Source organism: Pseudomonas atagonensis (assembly GCF_011369485.1).
In the GTDB taxonomy this organism is placed as follows: domain Bacteria; phylum Pseudomonadota; class Gammaproteobacteria; order Pseudomonadales; family Pseudomonadaceae; genus Aquipseudomonas; species Aquipseudomonas atagonensis.
In genome coordinates, this window is record NZ_VXCA01000010.1 from 40598 (window position 1) to 61685 (window position 21088).

The 21088-nt window shown below is 59.7% G+C and carries 21 protein-coding genes; 18 read left to right on the forward strand and 3 right to left on the reverse strand.

The window, feature by feature from the left end; translation table 11 throughout:
* Positions 1–7 precede the first annotated feature (7 nt).
* The 18 genes from F2P67_RS07015 to F2P67_RS07100 all read left to right on the forward strand — a co-directional run bounded on the left by F2P67_RS07015 (position 8) and on the right by F2P67_RS07100 (position 16521).
* The gene (locus F2P67_RS07015) at positions 8–1222 is read left to right on the forward strand and encodes an IscS subfamily cysteine desulfurase (protein ID WP_166218894.1); all 1215 of its coding nucleotides are present in this window, start codon (positions 8–10) and stop codon (positions 1220–1222) included.
* A gap of 101 nt (positions 1223–1323) precedes the next feature.
* Positions 1324–1710 (forward strand): Fe-S cluster assembly scaffold IscU, encoded by a 387-nt coding sequence (gene iscU, locus F2P67_RS07020; protein ID WP_003227907.1) that lies wholly within the window; start codon positions 1324–1326, stop codon positions 1708–1710.
* 28 nt (positions 1711–1738) lie between these two features.
* Positions 1739–2062 (forward strand): iron-sulfur cluster assembly protein IscA, encoded by a 324-nt coding sequence (gene iscA, locus F2P67_RS07025; protein ID WP_003227904.1) that lies wholly within the window; start codon positions 1739–1741, stop codon positions 2060–2062.
* Between the two features lie 8 nt (positions 2063–2070).
* A complete protein-coding gene (gene hscB / locus F2P67_RS07030; protein WP_166218896.1) occupies positions 2071–2592 on the forward strand; it encodes a co-chaperone HscB in 522 nt (173 codons plus the stop codon).
* A gap of 51 nt (positions 2593–2643) precedes the next feature.
* Positions 2644–4509, forward strand: a complete 1866-nt coding sequence (gene hscA, locus F2P67_RS07035; RefSeq protein WP_166218898.1) for a Fe-S protein assembly chaperone HscA — start codon at positions 2644–2646, stop codon at positions 4507–4509.
* Complete coding sequence (gene fdx / locus F2P67_RS07040) at positions 4509–4850, forward strand: ISC system 2Fe-2S type ferredoxin (protein WP_007916885.1); 342 nt, start codon at positions 4509–4511, stop codon at positions 4848–4850. The genes hscA and fdx overlap by 1 nt, the downstream gene beginning before the upstream one ends.
* A 14-nt stretch (positions 4851–4864) precedes the next feature.
* A complete protein-coding gene (gene iscX / locus F2P67_RS07045) occupies positions 4865–5065 on the forward strand; it encodes a Fe-S cluster assembly protein IscX (protein ID WP_027619659.1) in 201 nt (66 codons plus the stop codon).
* 88 nt (positions 5066–5153) lie between these two features.
* A complete protein-coding gene (gene ndk / locus F2P67_RS07050; protein ID WP_003227894.1) occupies positions 5154–5579 on the forward strand; it encodes a nucleoside-diphosphate kinase in 426 nt (141 codons plus the stop codon).
* Positions 5580–5607: 28 nt separating this feature from the next.
* Complete coding sequence (gene rlmN, locus F2P67_RS07055; protein WP_166218900.1) at positions 5608–6756, forward strand: dual-specificity RNA methyltransferase RlmN; 1149 nt, start codon at positions 5608–5610, stop codon at positions 6754–6756.
* A 12-nt stretch (positions 6757–6768) separates the two neighbouring features.
* Positions 6769–7527, forward strand: a complete 759-nt coding sequence (gene pilW, locus F2P67_RS07060; RefSeq protein ID WP_166218902.1) for a type IV pilus biogenesis/stability protein PilW — start codon at positions 6769–6771, stop codon at positions 7525–7527.
* Positions 7527–8561, forward strand: coding sequence for a RodZ domain-containing protein (locus F2P67_RS07065; RefSeq protein WP_166218904.1), 1035 nt, complete (start codon positions 7527–7529; stop codon positions 8559–8561). The genes pilW and F2P67_RS07065 overlap by 1 nt, the downstream gene beginning before the upstream one ends.
* Positions 8562–8564: 3 nt before the next feature.
* Positions 8565–9674, forward strand: a complete 1110-nt coding sequence (ispG, locus tag F2P67_RS07070; RefSeq protein ID WP_007964434.1) for a flavodoxin-dependent (E)-4-hydroxy-3-methylbut-2-enyl-diphosphate synthase — start codon at positions 8565–8567, stop codon at positions 9672–9674.
* Between the two features lie 36 nt (positions 9675–9710).
* On the forward strand, positions 9711–11000 hold the full coding sequence (gene hisS / locus F2P67_RS07075; RefSeq protein WP_166218906.1) for a histidine--tRNA ligase: 1290 nt from the start codon (positions 9711–9713) through the stop codon (positions 10998–11000).
* A gap of 41 nt (positions 11001–11041) precedes the next feature.
* Positions 11042–11683 (forward strand): tetratricopeptide repeat protein, encoded by a 642-nt coding sequence (locus F2P67_RS07080; RefSeq protein WP_166218908.1) that lies wholly within the window; start codon positions 11042–11044, stop codon positions 11681–11683.
* Positions 11676–12827, forward strand: a complete 1152-nt coding sequence (gene bamB / locus F2P67_RS07085) for an outer membrane protein assembly factor BamB (protein ID WP_166218910.1) — start codon at positions 11676–11678, stop codon at positions 12825–12827. The genes F2P67_RS07080 and bamB overlap by 8 nt, the downstream gene beginning before the upstream one ends.
* Before the next feature lie 137 nt (positions 12828–12964).
* A complete protein-coding gene (gene der / locus F2P67_RS07090) occupies positions 12965–14437 on the forward strand; it encodes a ribosome biogenesis GTPase Der (protein ID WP_166218912.1) in 1473 nt (490 codons plus the stop codon).
* Between the two features lie 156 nt (positions 14438–14593).
* Complete coding sequence (locus tag F2P67_RS07095; protein WP_166218914.1) at positions 14594–15742, forward strand: pyridoxal phosphate-dependent aminotransferase; 1149 nt, start codon at positions 14594–14596, stop codon at positions 15740–15742.
* Entirely contained in the window at positions 15730–16521 is a 792-nt protein-coding gene (locus F2P67_RS07100; protein ID WP_166218916.1) for an amidohydrolase, read from the forward strand. The genes F2P67_RS07095 and F2P67_RS07100 overlap by 13 nt, the downstream gene beginning before the upstream one ends.
* 176 nt (positions 16522–16697) lie before the next feature.
* Here F2P67_RS07100 and leuA read toward each other — a convergent pair whose 3' ends face one another.
* From leuA to xseA, 3 genes are all read right to left on the reverse strand, one after another.
* Positions 16698–18377 carry a 2-isopropylmalate synthase gene (gene leuA, locus F2P67_RS07105; protein WP_166218918.1) on the reverse strand — a complete coding sequence of 560 codons (1680 nt, stop codon included), beginning with the start codon at positions 18375–18377 and terminating at the stop codon, positions 16698–16700.
* Positions 18378–18881: 504 nt separating this feature from the next.
* Positions 18882–19703: a peptidoglycan DD-metalloendopeptidase family protein gene (locus F2P67_RS07110; protein WP_166218920.1), complete on the reverse strand. Its 822-nt coding sequence runs from the start codon at positions 19701–19703 to the stop codon at positions 18882–18884.
* A 3-nt stretch (positions 19704–19706) separates the two neighbouring features.
* Positions 19707–21086, reverse strand: coding sequence for an exodeoxyribonuclease VII large subunit (xseA, locus tag F2P67_RS07115; protein ID WP_166218921.1), 1380 nt, complete (start codon positions 21084–21086; stop codon positions 19707–19709).
* Positions 21087–21088 lie beyond the last annotated feature (2 nt).

A 21088-nucleotide genomic window follows, 5' to 3' on the forward strand; every position in this document is an offset into this window, starting at 1 on the left:
ATAGTCCATGAAATTGCCGATTTACCTTGATTACTCTGCGACCACCCCGGTTGATCCGCGTGTTGCGCAAAAAATGAGTGAATGCCTGCTGGTCGACGGAAACTTCGGTAACCCGGCTTCCCGTTCCCACGTGTTCGGCTGGAAAGCTGAAGAGTCCGTCGAAAACGCCCGTCGTCAGGTGGCCGATCTGGTCAATGCCGACCCGCGTGAGATCGTCTGGACCTCCGGTGCCACCGAGTCCGACAACCTGGCAATCAAGGGAGCGGCACATTTCTACGCCTCCAAGGGCAAGCACCTGATCACCACCAAGATTGAGCACAAGGCTGTCCTCGACACCATGCGCCAACTGGAGCGTGAAGGTTTCGAAGTGACCTATCTCGAGCCTCAGACCGACGGTCTGATCACTCCGGCCATGATTGAAGCTGCACTGCGCGATGACACCATCCTGGTCTCCGTGATGCATGTGAACAACGAAATCGGCACCGTCAACGACATCGCCGCCATCGGCGAGCTGCTTCGTTCCAAAGGCATCCTGTTCCACGTCGACGCCGCTCAGTCCACTGGCAAGGTCGATATCGACCTGCAGAAACTGAAAGTCGACATGATGTCGTTCTCCGCCCATAAAACCTATGGCCCTAAAGGCATCGGCGCGCTGTACGTCAGCCGCAAGCCGCGTGTGCGCATCGAAGCGACCATGCACGGCGGCGGTCACGAACGTGGCATGCGCTCCGGTACGCTGGCGACTCACCAGATTGTCGGCATGGGCGAAGCGTTCCGTGTGGCCAAGGAAGACATGGCTGCCGAAAACGTCCGCATCAAGGCGTTGAGCGACCGTTTCTACAAGCAGGTCGAACATCTGGAAGAGCTGTATGTCAACGGCAGCCTGACCGCCCGCGTTCCACACAACCTGAACCTGAGCTTCAACTACGTTGAAGGCGAGTCGCTGATCATGGCGCTCAAGGATCTGGCGGTGTCGTCCGGTTCGGCCTGCACCTCGGCATCGCTGGAGCCTTCGTACGTGCTGCGCGCCCTGGGCCGCAACGACGAACTGGCACACAGCTCGATCCGCTTTACCTTCGGCCGTTTCACCACCGAAGAAGAAATCGATTACGCCGCGCAGAAAGTCTGCGAGGCCGTTACCAAGCTGCGCGCTCTGTCGCCGCTGTGGGACATGTACAAAGACGGCGTCGATATCTCGAAGATCGAGTGGGCGGCACACTAAATATAGAAGCCGCCGGATACAGATCCTGTAGCGACGCGGCGGCTGACGCAGCGCAGTTGCAGGGTCTCAAGAGCGGCCCTGATGAGTGAGGATTGAGAATCATGGCTTACAGCGAAAAGGTCATCGACCACTACGAAAACCCGCGCAACGTCGGCAAGATGAACGCGGAAGATCCTGATGTTGGCACCGGCATGGTCGGCGCTCCGGCGTGCGGCGACGTGATGCGTCTGCAGATCAAGGTCAACGATCAGGGTGTTATCGAAGACGCCAAGTTCAAGACCTACGGCTGCGGTTCGGCGATCGCTTCCAGCTCCCTCGCCACCGAGTGGATGAAGGGCAAGACCCTGGACGAAGCGGAAACCATCAAGAACACCCAGTTGGCCGAAGAACTGGCCCTGCCGCCAGTGAAAATTCACTGCTCGGTACTCGCTGAAGACGCTATCAAGGCGGCTGTTCGCGATTACAAGCAGAAGAAAGGCTTGATCTAAGCATTAGGCGACGAGTAAGGAGTCAACGATGGCTATCAGCATGACAGAAGCGGCTGCTCGACACGTGCGGCGCTCCCTCGACGGGCGCGGCAAAGGTGAAGGGATTCGTCTGGGTGTTCGCACCACAGGCTGTTCCGGCCTTGCCTACGTGCTGGAGTTTGTCGACGAGGTGGTTGCAGAGGATCAGGTGTTCGAGAGTCACGGCGAAAAAGTGATCATCGACCCGAAGAGCCTGGCCTACCTGGACGGCACCGAGCTCGATTTCGTCAAGGAAGGGTTGAACGAAGGCTTCAAGTTCAACAATCCCAACGTTCGCGGTGAATGTGGCTGCGGCGAAAGCTTCAACATCTGAGGCTTGTCGTGGGTATTCCTTGTCATTTCGCTTTATTCGAGCTGCAACCGAGTTTCCGTCTGGATCTCGAGCAGTTGGCCACGCGCTATCGTGAGTTGGCGCGCGGTGTTCATCCTGATCGTTTCGCCGACGCTTCCGAGCGTGAGCAGCGCTCGGCACTCGAGCAGTCTGCGCGCCTTAACGACGCTTATCAGACGCTCAAGAGTCCAGCCCAGCGTGCACGTTACCTGCTGACCATCAGCGGGCATGAAGTGCCGATGGAGGTCACGGTTCATGACCCCGAGTTTCTTTTGCAGCAGATGCAGTGGCGCGAAGAACTCGAAGACCTCCAGGACAGCGCCGATCTCAACGGTGTCGCGGTGTTCAAGCGTCGCTTGAAGGTCGCTCAGGAAGAACTCAACGAAAGCTTCGCAGCCTGTTGGGATGATGCGGCGCAACGTGAACAGGCCGAACGCCTGATGCGGCGCATGCAGTTCCTCGACAAGCTCACCTACGAAGTGCGCCAGTTAGAAGAGCGCCTCGACGATTAACCCAGTGCCGCTCCGGTCGCACGCCTGATATACAGATAAGTCCTGATCACGATGGCCCTACTGCAGATCGCCGAACCCGGCCAAAGTCCTCAACCGCACCAGCGTCGTCTGGCTGTGGGGATCGACTTGGGCACTACCAATTCGCTGGTCGCTGCGTTGCGCAGTGGTCTTTCCGAGCCACTGGCTGACGCAAACGGGCAGGTCATCCTGCCGTCCGCTGTGCGTTATCACGCCGATCGCGTCGAAGTCGGCGAGTCGGCCAAGCTGGCCGCATCCTCCGATCCTTTGAATACCGTGCTGTCGGTCAAGCGCTTGATGGGTCGTGGTCTGTCCGACGTCAAGCAATTGGGCGAGCAATTGCCATACCGCTTTGTCGGTGGCGAATCGCACATGCCGTTCATCGACACAGTGCAGGGTCCGAAAAGCCCAGTCGAAGTCTCTGCCGATATTCTCAAGGTTCTGCGTCAGCGCGCTGAAGCGACCTTGGGTGGCGAATTAGTGGGCGCGGTGATTACCGTTCCGGCGTACTTCGACGATGCTCAACGTCAGGCCACCAAAGACGCGGCCAAACTGGCCGGTCTCAACGTGCTGCGTCTGCTCAACGAGCCGACCGCCGCGGCTGTGGCTTACGGTCTGGATCAGCATGCCGAGGGCCTGGTCGCGATTTACGACCTGGGTGGCGGTACGTTCGATATTTCCATTTTGCGTCTGACTGGCGGTGTGTTCGAGGTTCTGGCCACCGGCGGCGACAGCGCGCTGGGCGGCGATGACTTCGATCACGCGATTGCCGGCTGGATCATCGAGAGCGCTGGCCTGTCTGCCGATCTCGATCCGGGCGCTCAACGTAATCTGCTGCAAACCGCATGCGCGGCCAAAGAGGCCCTCACCGATTCGGCCAGTGTTGAAGTGGCCTACGGTGACTGGAAAGCACAGCTGACCCGCGAAGCCTTCGATGCGCTGATCGAGCCGATGGTTGCACGCAGCCTGAAAGCCTGCCGTCGCGCCGTTCGCGATTCTGGCGTAGAGCTGGAAGACGTGCATGCCGTGGTCATGGTTGGCGGTTCGACTCGCGTTCCGCGCGTTCGCGAAGCTGTTGCCGAAGCCTTCGGTCGTCAGCCTTTGACTGAAATCGATCCGGATCAAGTGGTGGCCATCGGTGCCGCGATCCAGGCCGATACGCTGGCTGGCAACAAGCGCGATGGCGGCGAACTGCTGCTGCTCGACGTGATCCCGCTGTCCCTGGGGCTGGAAACCATGGGCGGTCTGATGGAGAAGGTGATCCCGCGCAACACCACCATCCCCGTCGCTCGCGCGCAAGACTTCACCACTTATAAAGACGGCCAGTCGGCCATGGCAATCCACGTGCTGCAAGGTGAGCGCGAGCTGATCAGCGACTGCCGCTCGCTGGCACGCTTCGAGTTGCGCGGTATTCCAGCAATGGTTGCCGGTGCGGCGAAGATTCGCGTGACCTTCCAGGTCGATGCCGACGGTCTGCTCAGCGTTTCTGCCCGTGAACTGGGTTCGGGCGTCGAGGCGAGCATTCAGGTCAAACCGTCCTACGGTCTGACCGACGGCGAAATCGCCAAAATGCTCAAGGATTCGTTCCAGCACGCCAATGACGACAAGGTCGCCCGCGTTCTGCGTGAGCAGCAAGTCGATGCTCAGCGCCTGATAGAAGCGGTGCAGGGGGCTCTGGAGGCTGATGGCGAGCGTTTGCTCGACGCCGAAGAGCGCATGGTCATCGATCTGCAAGTGCAGGAACTCACCGAACTGATGAAAGGCACTGATGGCTATGCCATCGAGCAGCAGACCAAGCGTCTGTCGCAAGTGACCGATGCTTTTGCTGCCCGCCGCATGGATCAGACGGTGAAAGCCGCTCTGTCGGGGCGCAATCTGAATGAAATCGAGGATATCTGATGCCGCAGGTCATTTTTCTGCCCCACGAGAAGTTTTGCCCTGAAGGCATGGTGGTCGAGGCTGCGCCCGGCACATCGATTCTCGAACTGGCCCACGAACACCACATCGAAATGGAAAGCGCCTGCGGCGGCGTCTGCGCCTGCACCACTTGTCACTGCATCATCCGTGAGGGTTTTGACTCGATGGAAGAGGCTGACGAGCTGGAAGAAGATTTCCTCGATCGTGCCTGGGGTCTGGAAGCGCAATCACGCCTGGCATGTCAGGCTATCGTTGGTGAAGAAGATATCACCGTCGAAATTCCGAAATATTCGCTTAACCATGCGGCCGAAGCGCCGCACTGACTGGTAAGACTGTCATGAGCTACGGTTGGAATGATGTTCAACGCATTGCAGAAGAATTGGCTGAAGCCAAGCCGGATGTTGATCCGCTTTCTGTCAATTTCGTCGACCTGCAGCGATGGATCATGGAACTGCCTGACTTCGACAACACCTCTGGCCGTGTCGGCGAGAAGGTGTTGGAAGCGGTTCAGGCTCTCTGGATCGAAGAAGTAGACTGATCGTCCTCGCAGGTTAGGCAATACCCAAGAACCCGCGTATAATTCGCGGGTTTAATTTTTCGCAAATTACCGTTTCTGGAGTTACACCATGGCTGTTCAACGCACTTTCTCCATCATCAAGCCTGACGCCGTTGCAAAAGGCGCAGCCGGCGAAATCGTTACCCGTTTCGAAAAAGCTGGCCTGAAAGTTGTTGCTTCGAAAATGAAGCAGCTGTCCAAAGCTGAAGCTGAAGGCTTCTACGCTGAGCACAAAGAGCGCGGTTTCTTCGGTGATCTGGTTGCTTTCATGATCTCCGGTCCAGTTGTTGTTCAGGTTTTGGAAGGCGAAAACGCTATCGCTCGCAACCGTGAGCTGATGGGCGCTACCAACCCTAAAGAAGCTGCTGCCGGCACCATCCGTGCTGACTTTGCTGAGTCGATCGACGCCAACGCCGTACACGGTTCGGACTCCGAAGCCGCTGCTGCTCGCGAAATCTCGTACTTCTTCGCAGCTACTGAAGTAACCACTCGCTAAGCATTGCTTAAAGAGTGAAGGTGAATCCATGACTACATCGACTGTTAAAACAAACCTGCTGGGTCTGACCCAGCCGGAAATGGAAAAATTCTTCGACTCAATCGGGGAGAAGCGTTTCCGTGCCGGTCAGGTAATGAAATGGATTCACCACTTTGGCGTCGATGATTTCGACGCCATGACGAACGTCAGCAAGGCCTTGCGCGAAAAGCTCAAGGCCGTTGCTGAGGTCCGTGGTCCCGAAGTGGTCAGCGAGGACATCTCCAGCGACGGCACCCGTAAGTGGGTGGTGCGCGTGGCGTCCGGCAGCTGTGTCGAGACCGTTTACATTCCCCAGGGCAAACGCGGCACTCTGTGCGTTTCGTCCCAGGCAGGCTGTGCCCTGGACTGCAGTTTCTGCTCCACCGGCAAGCAAGGCTTCAACAGCAACCTCACCGCCGCCGAAGTCATCGGCCAGGTGTGGATTGCCAACAAATCTTTCGGCAGCGTCCCGGCGACCATCGACCGCGCCATCACCAACGTGGTGATGATGGGTATGGGCGAGCCGTTGCTGAACTTCGACAACGTGGTCGCCGCCATGCATCTGATGATGGATGACCTCGGCTACGGGATCTCCAAGCGCCGCGTGACCCTGTCCACGTCGGGTGTGGTGCCGATGATCGATGAGCTGGCCAAGCACATCGATGTGTCCCTGGCGTTGTCCCTGCACGCACCGAATGACGCATTGCGTAACCAATTGGTGCCGATCAACAAGAAATATCCGCTTAAGATGCTGCTCGAGTCGTGCCAGCGCTACATGTCCGCCCTTGGCGAAAAACGTGTGCTGACCATCGAGTACACCTTGCTCAAGGACGTCAACGACAAGCTTGAGCACGCCGTGGAAATGATCGAACTGCTGAAAAACATCCCGTGCAAGATCAACCTGATCCCGTTCAACCCGTTCCCGCACTCCGGGTACGAGCGTCCGAGCAACAACGCGATCCGTCGTTTCCAGGATCAGTTGCATCAGGCCGGTTTCAACGTCACTGTGCGCACCACCCGGGGTGAAGACATCGACGCCGCGTGTGGTCAATTGGTAGGGCAGGTGCTGGATCGCACCCGTCGCAGCGAACGTTACATCGCCGTGCGTGAATTGAACGCCGACAGCGATCTGGCACAGAACGCCGCGAACACTAACTAAGAGAGGATCTCTATGTCCCTGCGCTTTGCGCTGCTGTTGCTGTTGGCCAGCCTGTGTGCTGGTTGTGTCCTGTCGGGTGACTACAACCCGATGAAGACCAGCAAGGGCCGCGATGAAGCGCGGGCTGCCTACGTGCAGCTGGGGCTGGGGTACTTGCAGCAGGGCATGACCGAGCGGGCCAAGGTGCCGCTGAAGAAAGCGCTGGAGCTCGACAGCTCTGACCCCGACGCCAATGCCGCCCTCGGTCTGGTGTTTCAGGCCGAAATGGAGCCGAAACTGGCTGACGAGCACTTTCGCAAAGCCTTGTCCTCCCGTCCCGCCGATGCGCGCATCCTCAACAACTACGGCAGTTTTCTCTACGAAGAACAGCGTTACAAGGAAGCCTACGAGCGTTTTGAACAGGCCGCCGCCGATACCCTGTATCCTGAGCGTTCGCGTGTATTCGAAAACCTCGGCATGACCGCTTCGAAGCTCGGTGAGCGTGATTTGGCGCAGCAGCAACTGGAAAAGGCGCTGCGTTTGAACCGCCAACAACCGCGCGCATTGCTGGAAATGGCTGAGTTGTCTTTCGAAGACAGGCATTATGTGCCCGCGCGTGACTATTACGTCCGTTTCAGCCTGCTTACCGAACAAAATGCACGTAGTCTATTGCTCGGCGTTCGGCTGGCAAAAGTGTTTGAAGATCGCGACAAGGCCGCCAGTTACGGCCTGCAATTAAAACGACTCTATCCCGGTACGCCGGAATATCAGCAATACCTGTCGGAGCAATGATGAAAGCGGCGCATCCCGAAGTTGTAGCAGCGAATCGCGTTAACCCCGGTGAGACCCTGCGCCAGGCCCGCGAAAGCAATGGCTGGTCGCTGGCCGAAGTGGCCCTCAAGCTCAACCTCACCGTGACTTCCCTGAGCAATCTTGAAGCCGGCGCTTTCGACAAGCTGCCGGGGCATACATTCGCTCGCGGTTACATTCGCGCCTATGCCAAGTTGCTCGGCATGGACCAGACCGTTCTGGTTCAGCAATTCGACCAGTCCACCGGCACCGATTCCCAGGGCAGCAACGTCCATGCGCTGGGTCGTATCGAAGAACCAGTGCGGGTTTCCCATACCATTTTGCGGATCGTCAGCCTGCTGTTGCTGATCGCGGTCATCGGCGGCGGTTTCGTCTGGTGGCAGGATCAGACCTCGCTGCGCACCAAGGATTTGACCAGCCTGGCGCCTGAGCACGTCGAAGTCGAAGGCGCTGACGGCACCACGCAGATTCACCCGATCGACGAACCGGAAGACCAGGCTGTCGCAGAAAACCAGGCTGAAGGTTCGACTTCGCTGGCACTGCCGCAATCGGATACCACGGCAGAGTCGACTGGCCCTGAAGCCGCCGCTCCGGCCACCGAGACGGCTCCTGCTGCTCCGGTCGCAACCCCAGCCGCTCCGGCTCACACCCCGGCCCCGGTCGTTGCTACTCCGGCCACCCCGGCACCTGCGGTTCCGGCTACACCGGCACCCACCATCACAGCGCCAGTCGCGCCGACGGTTCCTGCTGTTGCAGCAACCGCTCCGGTGGCGGGTCAAGGTCAGGTATCGGTGCAGTTCGTCGCCGATTGCTGGACGCAAGTCACCGACGGCAGCGGTAAAGTGCTGTTCAGTGGTCTGAAGCGTAAGGGCGACAGCCTTTCAGTGGCCGGCAAGCCACCATTTGCCGTACGTCTGGGTTATGCCCGTGGCGCGCAGGTCAGCTACAACGGCCAGCCGGTCGATGTTGCTCCGTTCACCAGTGGCGAGACTGCTCGCCTGAAGTTGGGTCAATAAGTCATGCACGGCGAATCTCCAATCAAACGTCGCGTTTCGCGCAAGATCTGGGTCGGTAACGTTCCGGTGGGCGGCGATGCGCCCATTGCTGTTCAGAGCATGACCAACAGTGACACCAATGACGTCGCTGCGACCGTTGCGCAAATCAATCGTCTGGAAGCCGCCGGCGTCGACATCGTCCGCGTATCGGTGCCGGACATGGACGCCGCCGAGGCATTCGGCAGGATCAAACAACTGGTCAAGGTGCCGCTGGTTGCCGACATTCACTTCGACTACAAGATCGCTCTGCGCGTGGCCGAACTGGGTGTGGACTGCCTGCGTATCAATCCGGGCAACATCGGTCGCGAAGACCGGGTGCGTGCCGTGGTCGATGCTGCCCGTGATCGCGGGATTCCGATCCGCATCGGCGTCAATGCCGGTTCCCTGGAAAAAGACCTGCAAAAGAAATACGGCGAGCCGACTCCGGCGGCGTTGGTCGAGTCCGCTCTGCGCCACGTCGAACACCTCGAACGCCTGAATTTCCAGGACTTCAAGGTCAGCGTGAAGGCTTCCGACGTGTTCATGGCCGTCGAAGCCTATCGTTTGCTGGCCAAAGAAATCGTCCAGCCGCTGCACCTGGGCATCACTGAAGCCGGTGGATTGCGTTCGGGCACGGTGAAATCCGCCGTGGGCCTAGGTATGCTGCTCGCCGAGGGGATTGGCGATACTATCCGCATTTCGCTGGCGGCCGATCCGGTCGAGGAAGTGAAGGTCGGTTACGACATCCTCAAGTCATTGCATTTGCGTTCCCGTGGCATCAACTTCATCGCCTGCCCGAGCTGCTCGAGGCAGAACTTCGATGTGGTCAAAACCATGAACGAGCTGGAAGGGCGTCTTGAAGACCTGCTGGTGCCGCTGGATGTCGCGGTGATCGGTTGCGTGGTCAACGGCCCCGGCGAAGCCAAGGAAGCCCATATCGGCTTGACCGGCGGCACGCCAAACCTGATTTACATCGACGGCAAGCCGTCGCAGAAACTGACGAATGACAATCTGGTGGACGAGCTGGAAAAGCTGATCCGCGAGAAGGCGGCCGAGAAGGTCGAAGCTGACGCAGCGGTTATCGCACGCGGCTGAGCCTGAACCAGAGCCGAACGAATTTAAGGATTTAAAGTGAGCAAGTCTCTACAAGCCATCCGTGGCATGAACGACATCCTGCCCGAACAGACCCCGCTGTGGCGTTATTTCGAAGGCACCGTTGCGCGCTTGCTGGATAACTACGGTTACAAGCAAATCCGCATGCCGATCGTCGAGTTCACCGAGCTGTTCAAGCGCTCCATCGGTGAAGTGACCGACATCGTCGAAAAAGAGATGTACACCTTCGAAGACCGCAACGGTGACTCCCTGACCCTGCGTCCGGAAGGCACTGCCGCGTGCGTGCGCGCTGTGCTCGAACACGGCATCACCGGCGGTGGTCAGGTGCAAAAGCTTTGGTACATCGGCCCGATGTTCCGCCACGAGCGTCCGCAGAAAGGCCGTTATCGTCAGTTCCACCAGATTGGTCTGGAGGTGTTCAACCTCGACGGTCCGGACATTGACGCCGAGTTGATCATCATGACCTGGCGCCTGTGGGGCGAGCTGGGCATCCGTGATGCGGTCAAACTCGAGCTCAACAGCCTCGGCACCAGCGAGTCCCGTGGACGTTATCGTGAAGCGCTGGTCGAGTACCTCTCGGCGCACCACGACAAACTCGACGAAGACAGCCAGCGTCGCCTGAAATCCAACCCGCTGCGCGTGCTCGACACTAAAAATGCCGACACTCAGGCTGTGCTGGTCGACGCGCCGAAAATGGCCGACTACCTGGACGACGAATCCCGTGCACACTTCGAAGGCTTGAAGGCGCGTCTGGACGCCGTGGGCATTCCTTACGTGCTCAACCCGAAGCTGGTTCGCGGCCTCGATTACTACAGCAAAACCGTTTTCGAATGGGTCACCGACAAGCTCGGCGCCCAAGGCACTGTCTGCGCGGGCGGCCGTTATGACGGTCTGGTCGAGCAGATGGGCGGCAAGCCAACCACTGGCGTCGGTTTCGCCATGGGTATCGAGCGCCTGGTGCTGATGCTCGAAACCCTTGAGCAGATCCCGGAAGAAATCTCCCGTCAGGTTGATGTCTACCTCTGCGCCTTCGGTGAAGAAGCCGAGCTGGCCGGTCTGGCCCTGGCTGAACGTGTTCGCGATCAACTTCCAAACCTGCGTCTGCAAGTGAATGCCGGCGCCGGCAGTTTCAAAAGCCAGTTCAAGAAAGCCGACAAGAGCGGTGCGCTGTACGCACTGATCCTGGGTGACGACGAGATGGCCCAGCAAGTGGTAGGTTTCAAACCCCTGCGTGGCCAGGGCGAACAACAAAGCATTGCCTGGGATGCGCTTGCCGCTCACCTGGCCACCTGCGTCGTGCAGGGTTGAAGCTGTCTAAACAGCCGATTTAGCGATTAAGGAGTATTGGGGTGTCGAGTACCGAAGACGAACAGTTGGCGGATTTGAAGGACTGGTGGACACGCAACGGCAAACCTCTGGTCACTGGCGGCCTGTTGGCGCTGGTCATCGTGTTCGGCTGGCAGGCTTTTCACAAGTATCAGAGCAACCAGTCGCAAGGCGCCTCGGTGCTCTATCAGCAATTGCTGGAAACCACGCTGACCCCGGACGGCAAGCCTGACGCTGCCCGTGTTGCGGATCTGGCCGGCAAGCTCAACAGCGAATTCGGCGGTACTGCCTACGCGCAGTACGGCAGCCTGTTCGTGGCCAAGGTTGCGGTCGACAGCGGCAAGCTGGACGACGCGGCGACCGAGCTCAAAGCCATCGTCGACAAACCGGCCAACCCGGCGCTGGGCGAAATCGCCCGTCAGCGTCTGGCGCAGGTGCTGGGCGCGCAGAACAAGGCCGAAGACGCCCTGAAGCTGCTCGACGGCGACGCCGACAAAGCGTTCCTGGCCACTCGTGAAGAACTCAAGGGCGACCTGCTGGTACAGCTGGGCCGTTCTGACGACGCGAACAAGGCGTATCAAAAAGCCAAGGCAGCACTGTCGGATGAAGCGGCGGTCGGTGGCCTTCAAATCAAGCTGGACGACCTGGCCAAAGGGGATGCGTGACGTGATCCGTTGGAAGCATGCAGCATTGCTGGCTCTGGCCATTCTGGCCGCGGGTTGCAGCAGCAACAGCAAAAAAGAATTACCACCGGCCGAACTGACCGACTTCAAAGAAGAAGTGGTTCTGCACAAACAGTGGAGTCGCTCAATCGGTGATGGTCAGGGTGAAACCTACAACATGCTGGTGCCGGCGATCGACGGCGACACCATCTACGCCGCCGATGTGACCGGCGTGGTCATGGGGCTCGACCGCAGCAATGGCGACGTTAAGTGGAAAAAAGACCTTGAACTGCCAGTTTCCGGCGCCGTAGGCGTGGGTTACGGCCTGGTCATGATCGGTACGTTGCGCGGCGAAGTTGTCGCCCTCGACGCCATCAACGGTGAAGAGAAGTGGCGTGCTCGCGTGAACAGCGAAGTGCTCGCGCCGCCGGCCAACAACGGCGACGTGGTCGTGGTGCAGACTCAGGACGATCGTCTGGTCGGTCTGGATGCCTCCACCGGCAACCAGCGTTGGGTGTATGACAGCACGCCAGCGGTACTGACCCTGCGTGGCACCAGTGCTCCGCTGGTGACCAACCGCTTTGCGGTGGCAGGCCTGTCGACCGGTAAAGTGGTCGCGCTGGACATCACCAACGGCGTGCCGGTCTGGGAACAGCGCATCGCTATTCCACAGGGCCGTTCGGAACTGGAGCGCGTGGTCGACATCGACGGCGGTCTGCTGCTGTCCGGCGGTACGCTGTACGTGGCCAGCTATCAGGGCCGTGTTGCGGCACTGGATCTGGAAAGCGGTCGTCAACTCTGGCAGCGCGATGCGTCGAGCTACGCCGGTATCGCTCAGGGTTTCGGCAGCGTTTACGTGAGCCTGTCTTCGGGCACGGTTGAAGGCGTCGACGAGCGTTCCACCACTGCATTGTGGAGCAACGATTCGCTGGCCCGCCGTCAATTGTCGGCTCCGGAAGTGTTCTCCAGCTATGTAGCTGTGGGTGACCTGGAAGGTTATCTGCACCTGCTGAGCCAGGTCGACGGTCGTTTCGTTGGCCGTGAGCGCATCGACAGCGACGGCCTGCGTGCCCGTCCGCTGGTGGTGGGTGACACGATTTATGTGTATGGCAACAGTGGCAAACTGGAAGCCCTGACCATCAAGTAACAACTATGCTTGGGGTTAACCCCCCCAGGCGGCCCCGGATTTTCGGGGCTTGCAGCGCTATCAGGCGTTGCCCCGAGCACCAGCCGCTGCCTCGCAGCGGCTTTTGTATTTTCTGAAATAACGAAGTGGAGAGCCGCATGGTTCCCGTAATCGCCCTGGTGGGCCGACCGAACGTCGGCAAATCCACCTTGTTCAACCGCCTGACCAGGACTCGCGACGCCATCGTCGGCGACTTGTCCGGTCTGACCCGTGATCGCCAGTACGGTGAGGCCAAGTGGCAAGGGCGTTCCTACATTCTGATCGACACCGGCGGTATCTCCGGTGACGAGCATGGTATGGACGAAAAAATGGCCGAGCAGTCGCTGCTGGCCATTGAAGAGGCAGACGTTGTTCTGTTCCTGGTAGATGCCAAGGCCGGTTTCACCGCCGCCGACCAGATGATCGCCGAACACCTGCGCAAACGTAACAAGCGCTCCCACGTGGTTGCCAACAAGGTCGACAACATCGACCCGGAAATGGCCCGCGCCGAATTCGCCCCACTGGGCATGGGCCACGCGATTCCGATCGCCGGTGCTCACGGTCGCGGCATCACACAGTTGCTGGAAGCCGCCCTGAGCGATTTCCCGCGCGATGATGACGAGCCGGCAGAAGGCGAAGAGGAAGAGATCGTCGCCGAAGGCGAGGAAGCCAAGCGCATTCCAGGCCCGAGTGAAAAAGACGGGATCAAGATCGCCATCATCGGTCGTCCGAACGTCGGTAAATCGACGCTGGTTAACCGCATGCTCGGTGAAGATCGCGTTATCGTTTACGACCAACCCGGCACCACCCGCGACAGTATCTACATCCCGTTCGAGCGAAACGACGAGAAGTACACGCTGATCGACACCGCCGGTGTGCGCAAGCGCGGCAAGATCCACGAAGAAGTCGAAAAGTTCTCCGTGGTCAAAACCCTGCAGGCGATCAAAGACGCCAACGTGGTGATCTTCGTGATGGACGCCCGCGAAGGTGTGGTCGATCACGACCTCAACCTGTTGGGCTTTGCCATTGAATCGGGTCGCGCGCTGGTGATCGCGATCAACAAGTGGGACGGCATGACGCCGAGCGAGCGCGACTACGTGAAGGTCGAGCTGCAACGTCGACTGTTCTTCGTCGACTACGCCGACATCCACTTCATCTCGGCCCTGCACGGTACTGGCGTGGGCAACCTCTACGCGTCCGTGCAGAACTCGTTCAAGTCGGCGGTCACCCGCTGGCCGACCAACCGTCTGACCCAGATTCTGGAAGACGCGGTTGGCGAGCACGCGCCACCGATGGTCAACAACCGCCGGATCAAGCTGCGTTATGCCCACCTGGGTGGTGCCAACCCGCCGATCATCGTGATCCACGGTAACCAGATCGAGAAAGTGCCGAAGTCGTATGTGCGCTATCTGGAGAACACTTATCGCCGCGTGCTGAAGCTGGTCGGTACGCCGATCCGCATCGAATTCAAGGGCGGCGATAACCCGTACGAAGGCAACAAAACCACGCTGACCGACCGCCAGGTCAACAAGAAGCGTCGCTTGATGTCGCACCACAAGAAAGCCGACAAGAAGCGCCGCGACAAGAAGTAAGGTCGCTGGCCGTTGACCGTTCCCAGGCAGAGCTTGGGAACCATCCGCATGAGAGAAGGGTGCCATCCGGCGCCCTTTTTTTATGGGCGCCGGATGGGCTATCCTCGGGCTCTCCCGCGCCGTCGTCAGAGCCGGGTGTTGAGCAGGGAACCCCCGATGATCACCAGTAAGCTGCCGAATGTCGGCATCACTATTTTCACGCAGATGTCTCAGCTCGCGGCGCAGACCGGAGCCATCAACCTGTCCCAGGGCTTTCCCGATTTTGACGGCCCGCAATCCTTGCGCGACGCGGTAGGTCGGCACATTGCCAGTGGCCATAACCAATATTCGCCGATGACCGGATTGCCGGCATTGCGTGAGCAGATTGCCGCGAAGATCGCGCGCAGTTACGGCGTGACCGTGAATGCCGACAGCGAAGTGACGGTGACGCCAGGCGCGACCCAGGCGATCTTCTGTGCAATTCAGGCGGTTATCCACAGCGGTGACGAGGTCATCGTGTTTGACCCGTGCTACGACAGCTACGAGCCGGCCACGGAGTTGGCGGGTGGTCGTTGTGTGCATGTGCAACTGAACCCGGGCGATTTCTCCATCGATTTCGACAAACTCGCCGCGGCCTTGAGCCCGCGCACGAAAATGATTGTCCTCAACACCCCGCACAACCCGAGCGGCGCCCTGATCAGCCGCGCCGAACTTGATCAACTGGCGGCTCTGATTCGCGACCGCGACATCTACCTGATCAGCGATGAAGTTTACGAGCATCTGGTGTTCGATAGCGTTCCTCACGTCAGCGTGCTGGCTCACGAAGAGCTGTATCAGCGTGCCTTCGTCGTCAGCTCGTTCGGCAAGACCTACCATGTCACTGGCTGGAAAACCGGCTACGTCGTTGCGCCATCCGCGCTGACCGCCGAGCTGCGCAAAGTCCACCAATACGTCAGTTTCTGTGGCGTCACGCCGTTGCAATACGCGTTGGCCGATTACATGGCCGAACACCCGGAACACGTCGAAGAATTGCCGGGCTTCTACCAGGCCAAGCGCGATCTGTTCTGCGATCTGCTGGCACCGTCGCGATTCACCTTCACTCGTGTCACCGGCACCTACTTCCAACTGGTCGATTACTCGCAGATCCGTCCGGACTTGAACGACGTCGAGATGGCGATGTGGATGACCCGCGAACACGGCGTGGCGAGTATTCCGGTGTCGGTGTTCTACCAGAACCCACCTGAAGGCCAGCGCCTCGTGCGCCTGTGCTTCGCCAAACGCGAGGAGACGCTGCGCGAAGCGGCGGCAAAACTATGCGCGATTTGAGTACCTTGCCGGACCTCAATCTGGCGTTGATCCAGACCAGCCTGGCCTGGCACGACCGTCAGGCCAATTTTGAGCATTTCGAGGCGTTGCTGGAGCAGGCCCGTGGTGTTGACCTGATCATCCTGCCGGAAATGTTCACTACCGGTTTTTCCATGGAATCGGAAACCCTCGCTGAAGCCGAAAACGGCCCGACCAGCAAATGGCTGCGGGTTCAGGCGGCCAGGCTCAATGCCGTGATCACCGGCAGCGTGATCATTCAGGCCGCCGATGGCAGTCATCGCAACCGATTGTTGTGGGCGCGCCCTGATGGTGAAGTACTGCATTACGACAAGCGCCATCTGTTCCGCATGGCCGGCGAGCACAACCATTACACCCCCGGTGAGCGTCAGGTGCAGTTCGAACTCAAGGGCTGGCGGATTCGTCCGTTGATTTGCTATGACCTGCGCTTCCCGGTGTGGAGCCGAGACGCGCAGGACACTGATCTGTTGCTGTACACCGCCAACTGGCCGGGCGCGCGACGCCTGCACTGGAACCGTTTGCTGCCGGCGCGAGCCATCGAAAACCTCTGCTACGTGGCGGCAGTAAATCGTGTGGGGACCGATGGCAAGGGCTTCGCTTACACCGGCGACAGCCAGGTTCTGGATTTCCAGGGTGAAACCTTGCTGACGGCAGGGGAGGCGGACGGCGTGTTCAAGGCTGTTCTTGAGGCGGCGCCGCTGGCCGCTTATCGCGAGCGATTCCCGGCGAATCTGGACGCGGACACGTTCGAGTTCACCTGAATTTTGCGTCACCTGAGCGACCGCTTTCGCGAGCAAGCCCGCTCCCACAGTGGATTGCGTTCCAACTGTGGGAGCGGGCTTGCTCGCGAAGAGGCCCGATCAGGCAATACAAAAACAGCAGGCAAAAAAAGGCCCCGGAGTTCGCACCCCGGGGTCTTTTGCATTTCAGTAACAGCCTAAGCCGCTTTCGCTTCCGGCTGGCTCAGGGAGCGGTTCAGTGCACTGAACAACGCCTTGAAGCTGGCGGTGGTGATGTTTTCATCGATGCCCACGCCGTGTACCGCGCGCTCGCCGTTCACACGCAGCTCGATGTAAGCCGCGGCTTTGGCATTGGTACCCGCACCGATGGCGTGTTCGTTGTAGTCCATGATCTCGACCGGAATCGGCAGGCCGGCCACCAGTGCTTCCAGCGCACCGTTGCCTTTACCGCGCCAGTGCAGGTTGGTTTCGCCCTGACCTTTGCTCGCCACTTCCACTTCAACATTGCTGTTGCCGTTTTCTTCCTGCAGGCGATGGCTGACCAGCGCGTACGGGGTGTTGGCTTGCAGGTATTCGCTGATCAACAGCGAGTGAATCTGCTTGGCGGTCATTTCCAGGCCGAGACGATCGGTTTCACGCTGCACGACCTGGCTGAACTCGATCTGCATGCGACGTGGCAGGCTGATGCCGTATTCCTGCTCCAGCAAGTAGGCGATGCCACCCTTGCCCGACTGGCTGTTGACGCGAATCACCGCCTCGTAGCTGCGACCGATGTCGGCCGGGTCGATCGGCAAGTACGGCACTTCCCACAGGGCGTCGGATTTCTGCTGGGCGAAGCCCTTGCGGATCGCGTCTTGGTGGGAACCGGAGAATGCGGTGTGAACCAGGTCGCCGACGTATGGGTGACGTGGGTGAACCTGGATCTGGTTGCACTCTTCGACGACTTTGCGCACGCCGTCGATGTCGGAGAAGTCCAGTTGCGGGTCGAGGCCCTGGGTGTACATGTTCAGTGCCACGGTGACGAGGTCGACGTTACCGGTACGCTCGCCGTTACCGAACAGGCAGCCTTCGACGCGGTCGGCGCCGGCCATCAGGCCCAGCTCGGTGGCGGCCACGCCAGTGCCACGGTCGTTGTGGGTGTGCAGGCTGATGATCACGCTGTCACGGCGGTTGATGTTGCGGTGGAACCACTCGATCTGATCGGCGTAAACGTTCGGCGTCGCGCATTCAACGGTGGCCGGCAGGTTGAGGATGATCTTGTGCTCAGGCGTCGGGTTCCAGACCTCGATCACGGCGTCACAGACTTCCTTGGCGAACTCAAGCTCGGTGGCGCTGAAGGTTTCCGGCGAGTATTCGAACGTCCACTCGGTGTCCGGTTGCATCGCTGCGTATTTGACGAACAGCTTGGCAGCGTTGACCGCGATCGCCTTGATGCCGTCCTTGTCCTGGTTGAAGACAATGCGACGGAAAGAAGGCGAGGTGGCGTTGTACAGGTGAACGATGGCTTTCTTCGCCCCGCGCAGGGATTCGAAGGTGCGCTCGATCAAGTCTTCACGGCCCTGGGTCAGCACCTGAATGGTGGTGTCGTCCGGGATGTGGCCTTCTTCGATGAGGGTACGCACGAAGTCGAAGTCGGTTTGCGAAGCGGCCGGGAACGACGCTTCGATTTCTTTCACACCGACCTGCACAAGCGTCTTCCAGAAACGCAGCTTTTTCACCGCGTCCATTGGCTCGATCAGCGACTGGTTGCCATCACGCAGGTCGGAGCTGCACCAGATCGGCGCAGCGTCGATGGTTTTCGACGGCCAGGTACGATCCGGCAGGTTGATGACGGGAAACGCGCGGTATTTCGAAGACGGATCTTTGAGCATGCTCATCGGGAAATTCCTTATTGTCTGGGCCGAAAAGAGGCGGCCTGCCGGTGGAACGAATCTTCTTGGAAAAGCGTGGGACGAGGCGCAGCAATTCAGCCCGGCAGTCGTGCGCTGACGAGGCACAGGCTGCGGTGCTGGCGAAGCTGAATAAGGGTGTGAGAGGTTTTCATGCCTTCAACCCTAACCGCGAGGGGAGAGGATGGCAAGCAGTCGAAAAAAATTGAGAGGAATACCCGGAAAGCGAGGTTTTACGCGATTTTATTGTGCTTAAGGCAACAGATCGTTGTTGGTTTTGCGCAGGGTTCGATAGCTGCGCAATTCAGGATGATGGGTTCTTCATGATTTCGGTGAGTGGTTTGTCTGTGCATATTTCGGTGTAAGAAAGACCGCCTTCGGGAGCAAGCCCCCTCCCACAATGATCCGGGATGTTCGCAAATCTTGTGCACACCGGAGAAACTTGTGGGAGGGGGCTTGCTCCCGAAGAGGCCAGCAGCCTTCACCGAGAAATCAGGGCTGGAATGCACCAATGAAAATCGCCGGATCCACCCGCGCATCGTTCAGGCTGATGTTCCAGTGCATGTGCGGCCCGGTGGCCCGGCCCGTCGATCCCACTTTGCCTACCACCGCCCCACGGGCGAGTTGGTCTCCGACTTTCACATCGATTTTCGACATGTGACAGAACATGCTGATGAAGCCCTGTCCGTGATCGACAAACACCGTGTTGCCGTTAAAGAAATAGTTGCCGGTGAGAATCACCTTGCCGGCCGCCGGGGTCTTGATCGGCGTACCCGCTGGCACCGCGAAATCGAGTCCGGCATGGGGGTTGCGCTCCTCACCGTTGAAGAAGCGGCGCACACCGAACTTGCTCGACAGCGGCCCGTTCACCGGCTTGTCCAGCAGCAGGTTGCTCGGCGTATTCGGGCTGAAGCTGCGGTAAGCCTTGATCTGCTCGGCCAGTTCGCCCTCGATGCGCTTGAGGTTGGCCGGGTTCGGATTGACCTGTTGGGTGTTCTTCAGCGTGATGTGTTGTTCCGGGTATTTCTTGTTGCCGACCGTGAACGGCAGATTGCGTCCAGCGCTGCTGATTTGCTGTGCGCCGGGTTTGACCGTCAGCGGCACGCCGACAATCGCCAGCCAGTTGTTCTGCTCCTTTACCACCAGCACCGGTTTGCCCTGATACGTGGCTTTCGGCGCCTGCGCGGCCGCGCCCAGATCAACCACTGCGACACCGCCCGGCACCGGTTTATTCAGCAGGCGGGTGATGTAACTGTCGGCGTGAGCATTGAAGGTCAGGCACAGCAAAAACAGTGGAGCCAGAAAACGCGGCATGGATCAGTCCAGTAATGAAAGGGTGACAGGCGTCAGGTGATTGTCTTCGACGCGCACTTGCAGTTCGCCTTCGCCCAGTCTGGCTTTGAGGCGCTGGCCGGTGTGGGTCTGCGCGGCATTGCGAATCGCGTTGCCGCGCTCGTCGAGCAGAATGCTGTAACCCCGGCCGAGGGTCGCCAGTGGGCTGACCACATGCAGCGTCTGCATCTGACTGTGCAGTTGCAGACGACGGCTCTTCAGCCCTTCGCGCATGGCTCGCGGCAAGCGTTCGGCGAGGCTGTCGAGGCGCTGGCGCAGCAATGCCAGTTGCCGTCCCGGATGTTGCCCGGCAAGACGCGTTTCCAGGCGAATCAGGCGTTCGCGGCGGGTGTTGAGCTGGCGCTCGAACGCCCGGCGCATGCGCATGTCCAGGTCATCCAGGCGTTGTGCCTGCTGGCGCAGGCGTTCGCCGGGATGACGCAGGCGACGGGCCATGCCTTCCAGGCGCAGACGGTCGCGCATCAAGCGATCACGCATGCGCATGACCAAACGACGATGCAGGCTTTCGACCTGGCGGATCAGATGACTGGAGTCCGGGGCCAGCAACTCGGCGGCGGCGGACGGCGTCGGCGCGCGCACGTCGGCGACAAAGTCGCTGATCGACACGTCGGTTTCATGGCCGACAGCGCTGACAATCGGCGTCACGCAGGCATCGACTGCGCGGGCCACGGCCTCTTCGTTGAAGCACCAGAGGTCTTCCAGCGAGCCGCCGCCACGGGCGAGGATCAATGCATCGAAACCACGGGCGTCGGCCAGCTTCAGGGCGCGGACGATCTGCGCGGTGGCTTCGCGGCCCTGCACGGCGGTAGGAATCAACGTCAGTTGCACTTGCGGCGCCCGGCGGCGGAACACGCTAATGATGTCGCGAATCACTGCGCCGGTCGGCGAACTGATGATGCCGATGCGCTGCGGATGGGCTGGCAGCGGCACTTTGCGTTCGGCACTGAACAAGCCCTCGGCGCTGAGTTTTTCCTTCAGCGCATCGAAGGCCAGACGCAACGCGCCATCACCGGCCGGCTCGACGGTGTCGAGAATCAACTGATAGTCGCCACGGCCCTCGAACAGTGAGACCTTGCCACGCACCTTCACCGCCAGGCCATCCTTCAGCGCCTGACGCACCCGCGCAGCGTTCTGCCGGAACAGTGCACAACGCACCTGCGCGCCGCTGTCCTTGAGCGTGAAATACACGTGGCCGGACGCCGGGCGGGCGAGGTTGGAGATTTCGCCTTCGACCCAGATGTTGCTGAACACGTCTTCGAGCAACACCCGCGCGCGGCCGTTGAGTTGGCTGACGGTCAGGACTTCACGGTCAAGGCCGAGCCTTGAAAAGGGATCTTTAATCATGG

Coding starts and splice junctions, on each gene's coding strand:
- F2P67_RS07015 (WP_166218894.1), top strand. CDS start 8: ATGAAATTGCCGATTTACCTTGATTACTCTGCGACCACCCCGGTTGAT.
- iscU (WP_003227907.1), top strand. CDS start 1,324: ATGGCTTACAGCGAAAAGGTCATCGACCACTACGAAAACCCGCGCAAC.
- iscA (WP_003227904.1), top strand. CDS start 1,739: ATGGCTATCAGCATGACAGAAGCGGCTGCTCGACACGTGCGGCGCTCC.
- hscA (WP_166218898.1), top strand. CDS start 2,644: ATGGCCCTACTGCAGATCGCCGAACCCGGCCAAAGTCCTCAACCGCAC.
- fdx (WP_007916885.1), top strand. CDS start 4,509: ATGCCGCAGGTCATTTTTCTGCCCCACGAGAAGTTTTGCCCTGAAGGC.
- iscX (WP_027619659.1), top strand. CDS start 4,865: ATGAGCTACGGTTGGAATGATGTTCAACGCATTGCAGAAGAATTGGCT.
- ndk (WP_003227894.1), top strand. CDS start 5,154: ATGGCTGTTCAACGCACTTTCTCCATCATCAAGCCTGACGCCGTTGCA.
- rlmN (WP_166218900.1), top strand. CDS start 5,608: ATGACTACATCGACTGTTAAAACAAACCTGCTGGGTCTGACCCAGCCG.
- pilW (WP_166218902.1), top strand. CDS start 6,769: ATGTCCCTGCGCTTTGCGCTGCTGTTGCTGTTGGCCAGCCTGTGTGCT.
- F2P67_RS07065 (WP_166218904.1), top strand. CDS start 7,527: ATGAAAGCGGCGCATCCCGAAGTTGTAGCAGCGAATCGCGTTAACCCC.
- ispG (WP_007964434.1), top strand. CDS start 8,565: ATGCACGGCGAATCTCCAATCAAACGTCGCGTTTCGCGCAAGATCTGG.
- bamB (WP_166218910.1), top strand. CDS start 11,676: ATGCGTGACGTGATCCGTTGGAAGCATGCAGCATTGCTGGCTCTGGCC.
- der (WP_166218912.1), top strand. CDS start 12,965: ATGGTTCCCGTAATCGCCCTGGTGGGCCGACCGAACGTCGGCAAATCC.
- F2P67_RS07095 (WP_166218914.1), top strand. CDS start 14,594: ATGATCACCAGTAAGCTGCCGAATGTCGGCATCACTATTTTCACGCAG.
- F2P67_RS07100 (WP_166218916.1), top strand. CDS start 15,730: ATGCGCGATTTGAGTACCTTGCCGGACCTCAATCTGGCGTTGATCCAG.
- leuA (WP_166218918.1), bottom strand. CDS start 18,377: ATGAGCATGCTCAAAGATCCGTCTTCGAAATACCGCGCGTTTCCCGTC.
- F2P67_RS07110 (WP_166218920.1), bottom strand. CDS start 19,703: ATGCCGCGTTTTCTGGCTCCACTGTTTTTGCTGTGCCTGACCTTCAAT.
- xseA (WP_166218921.1), bottom strand. CDS start 21,086: ATGATTAAAGATCCCTTTTCAAGGCTCGGCCTTGACCGTGAAGTCCTG.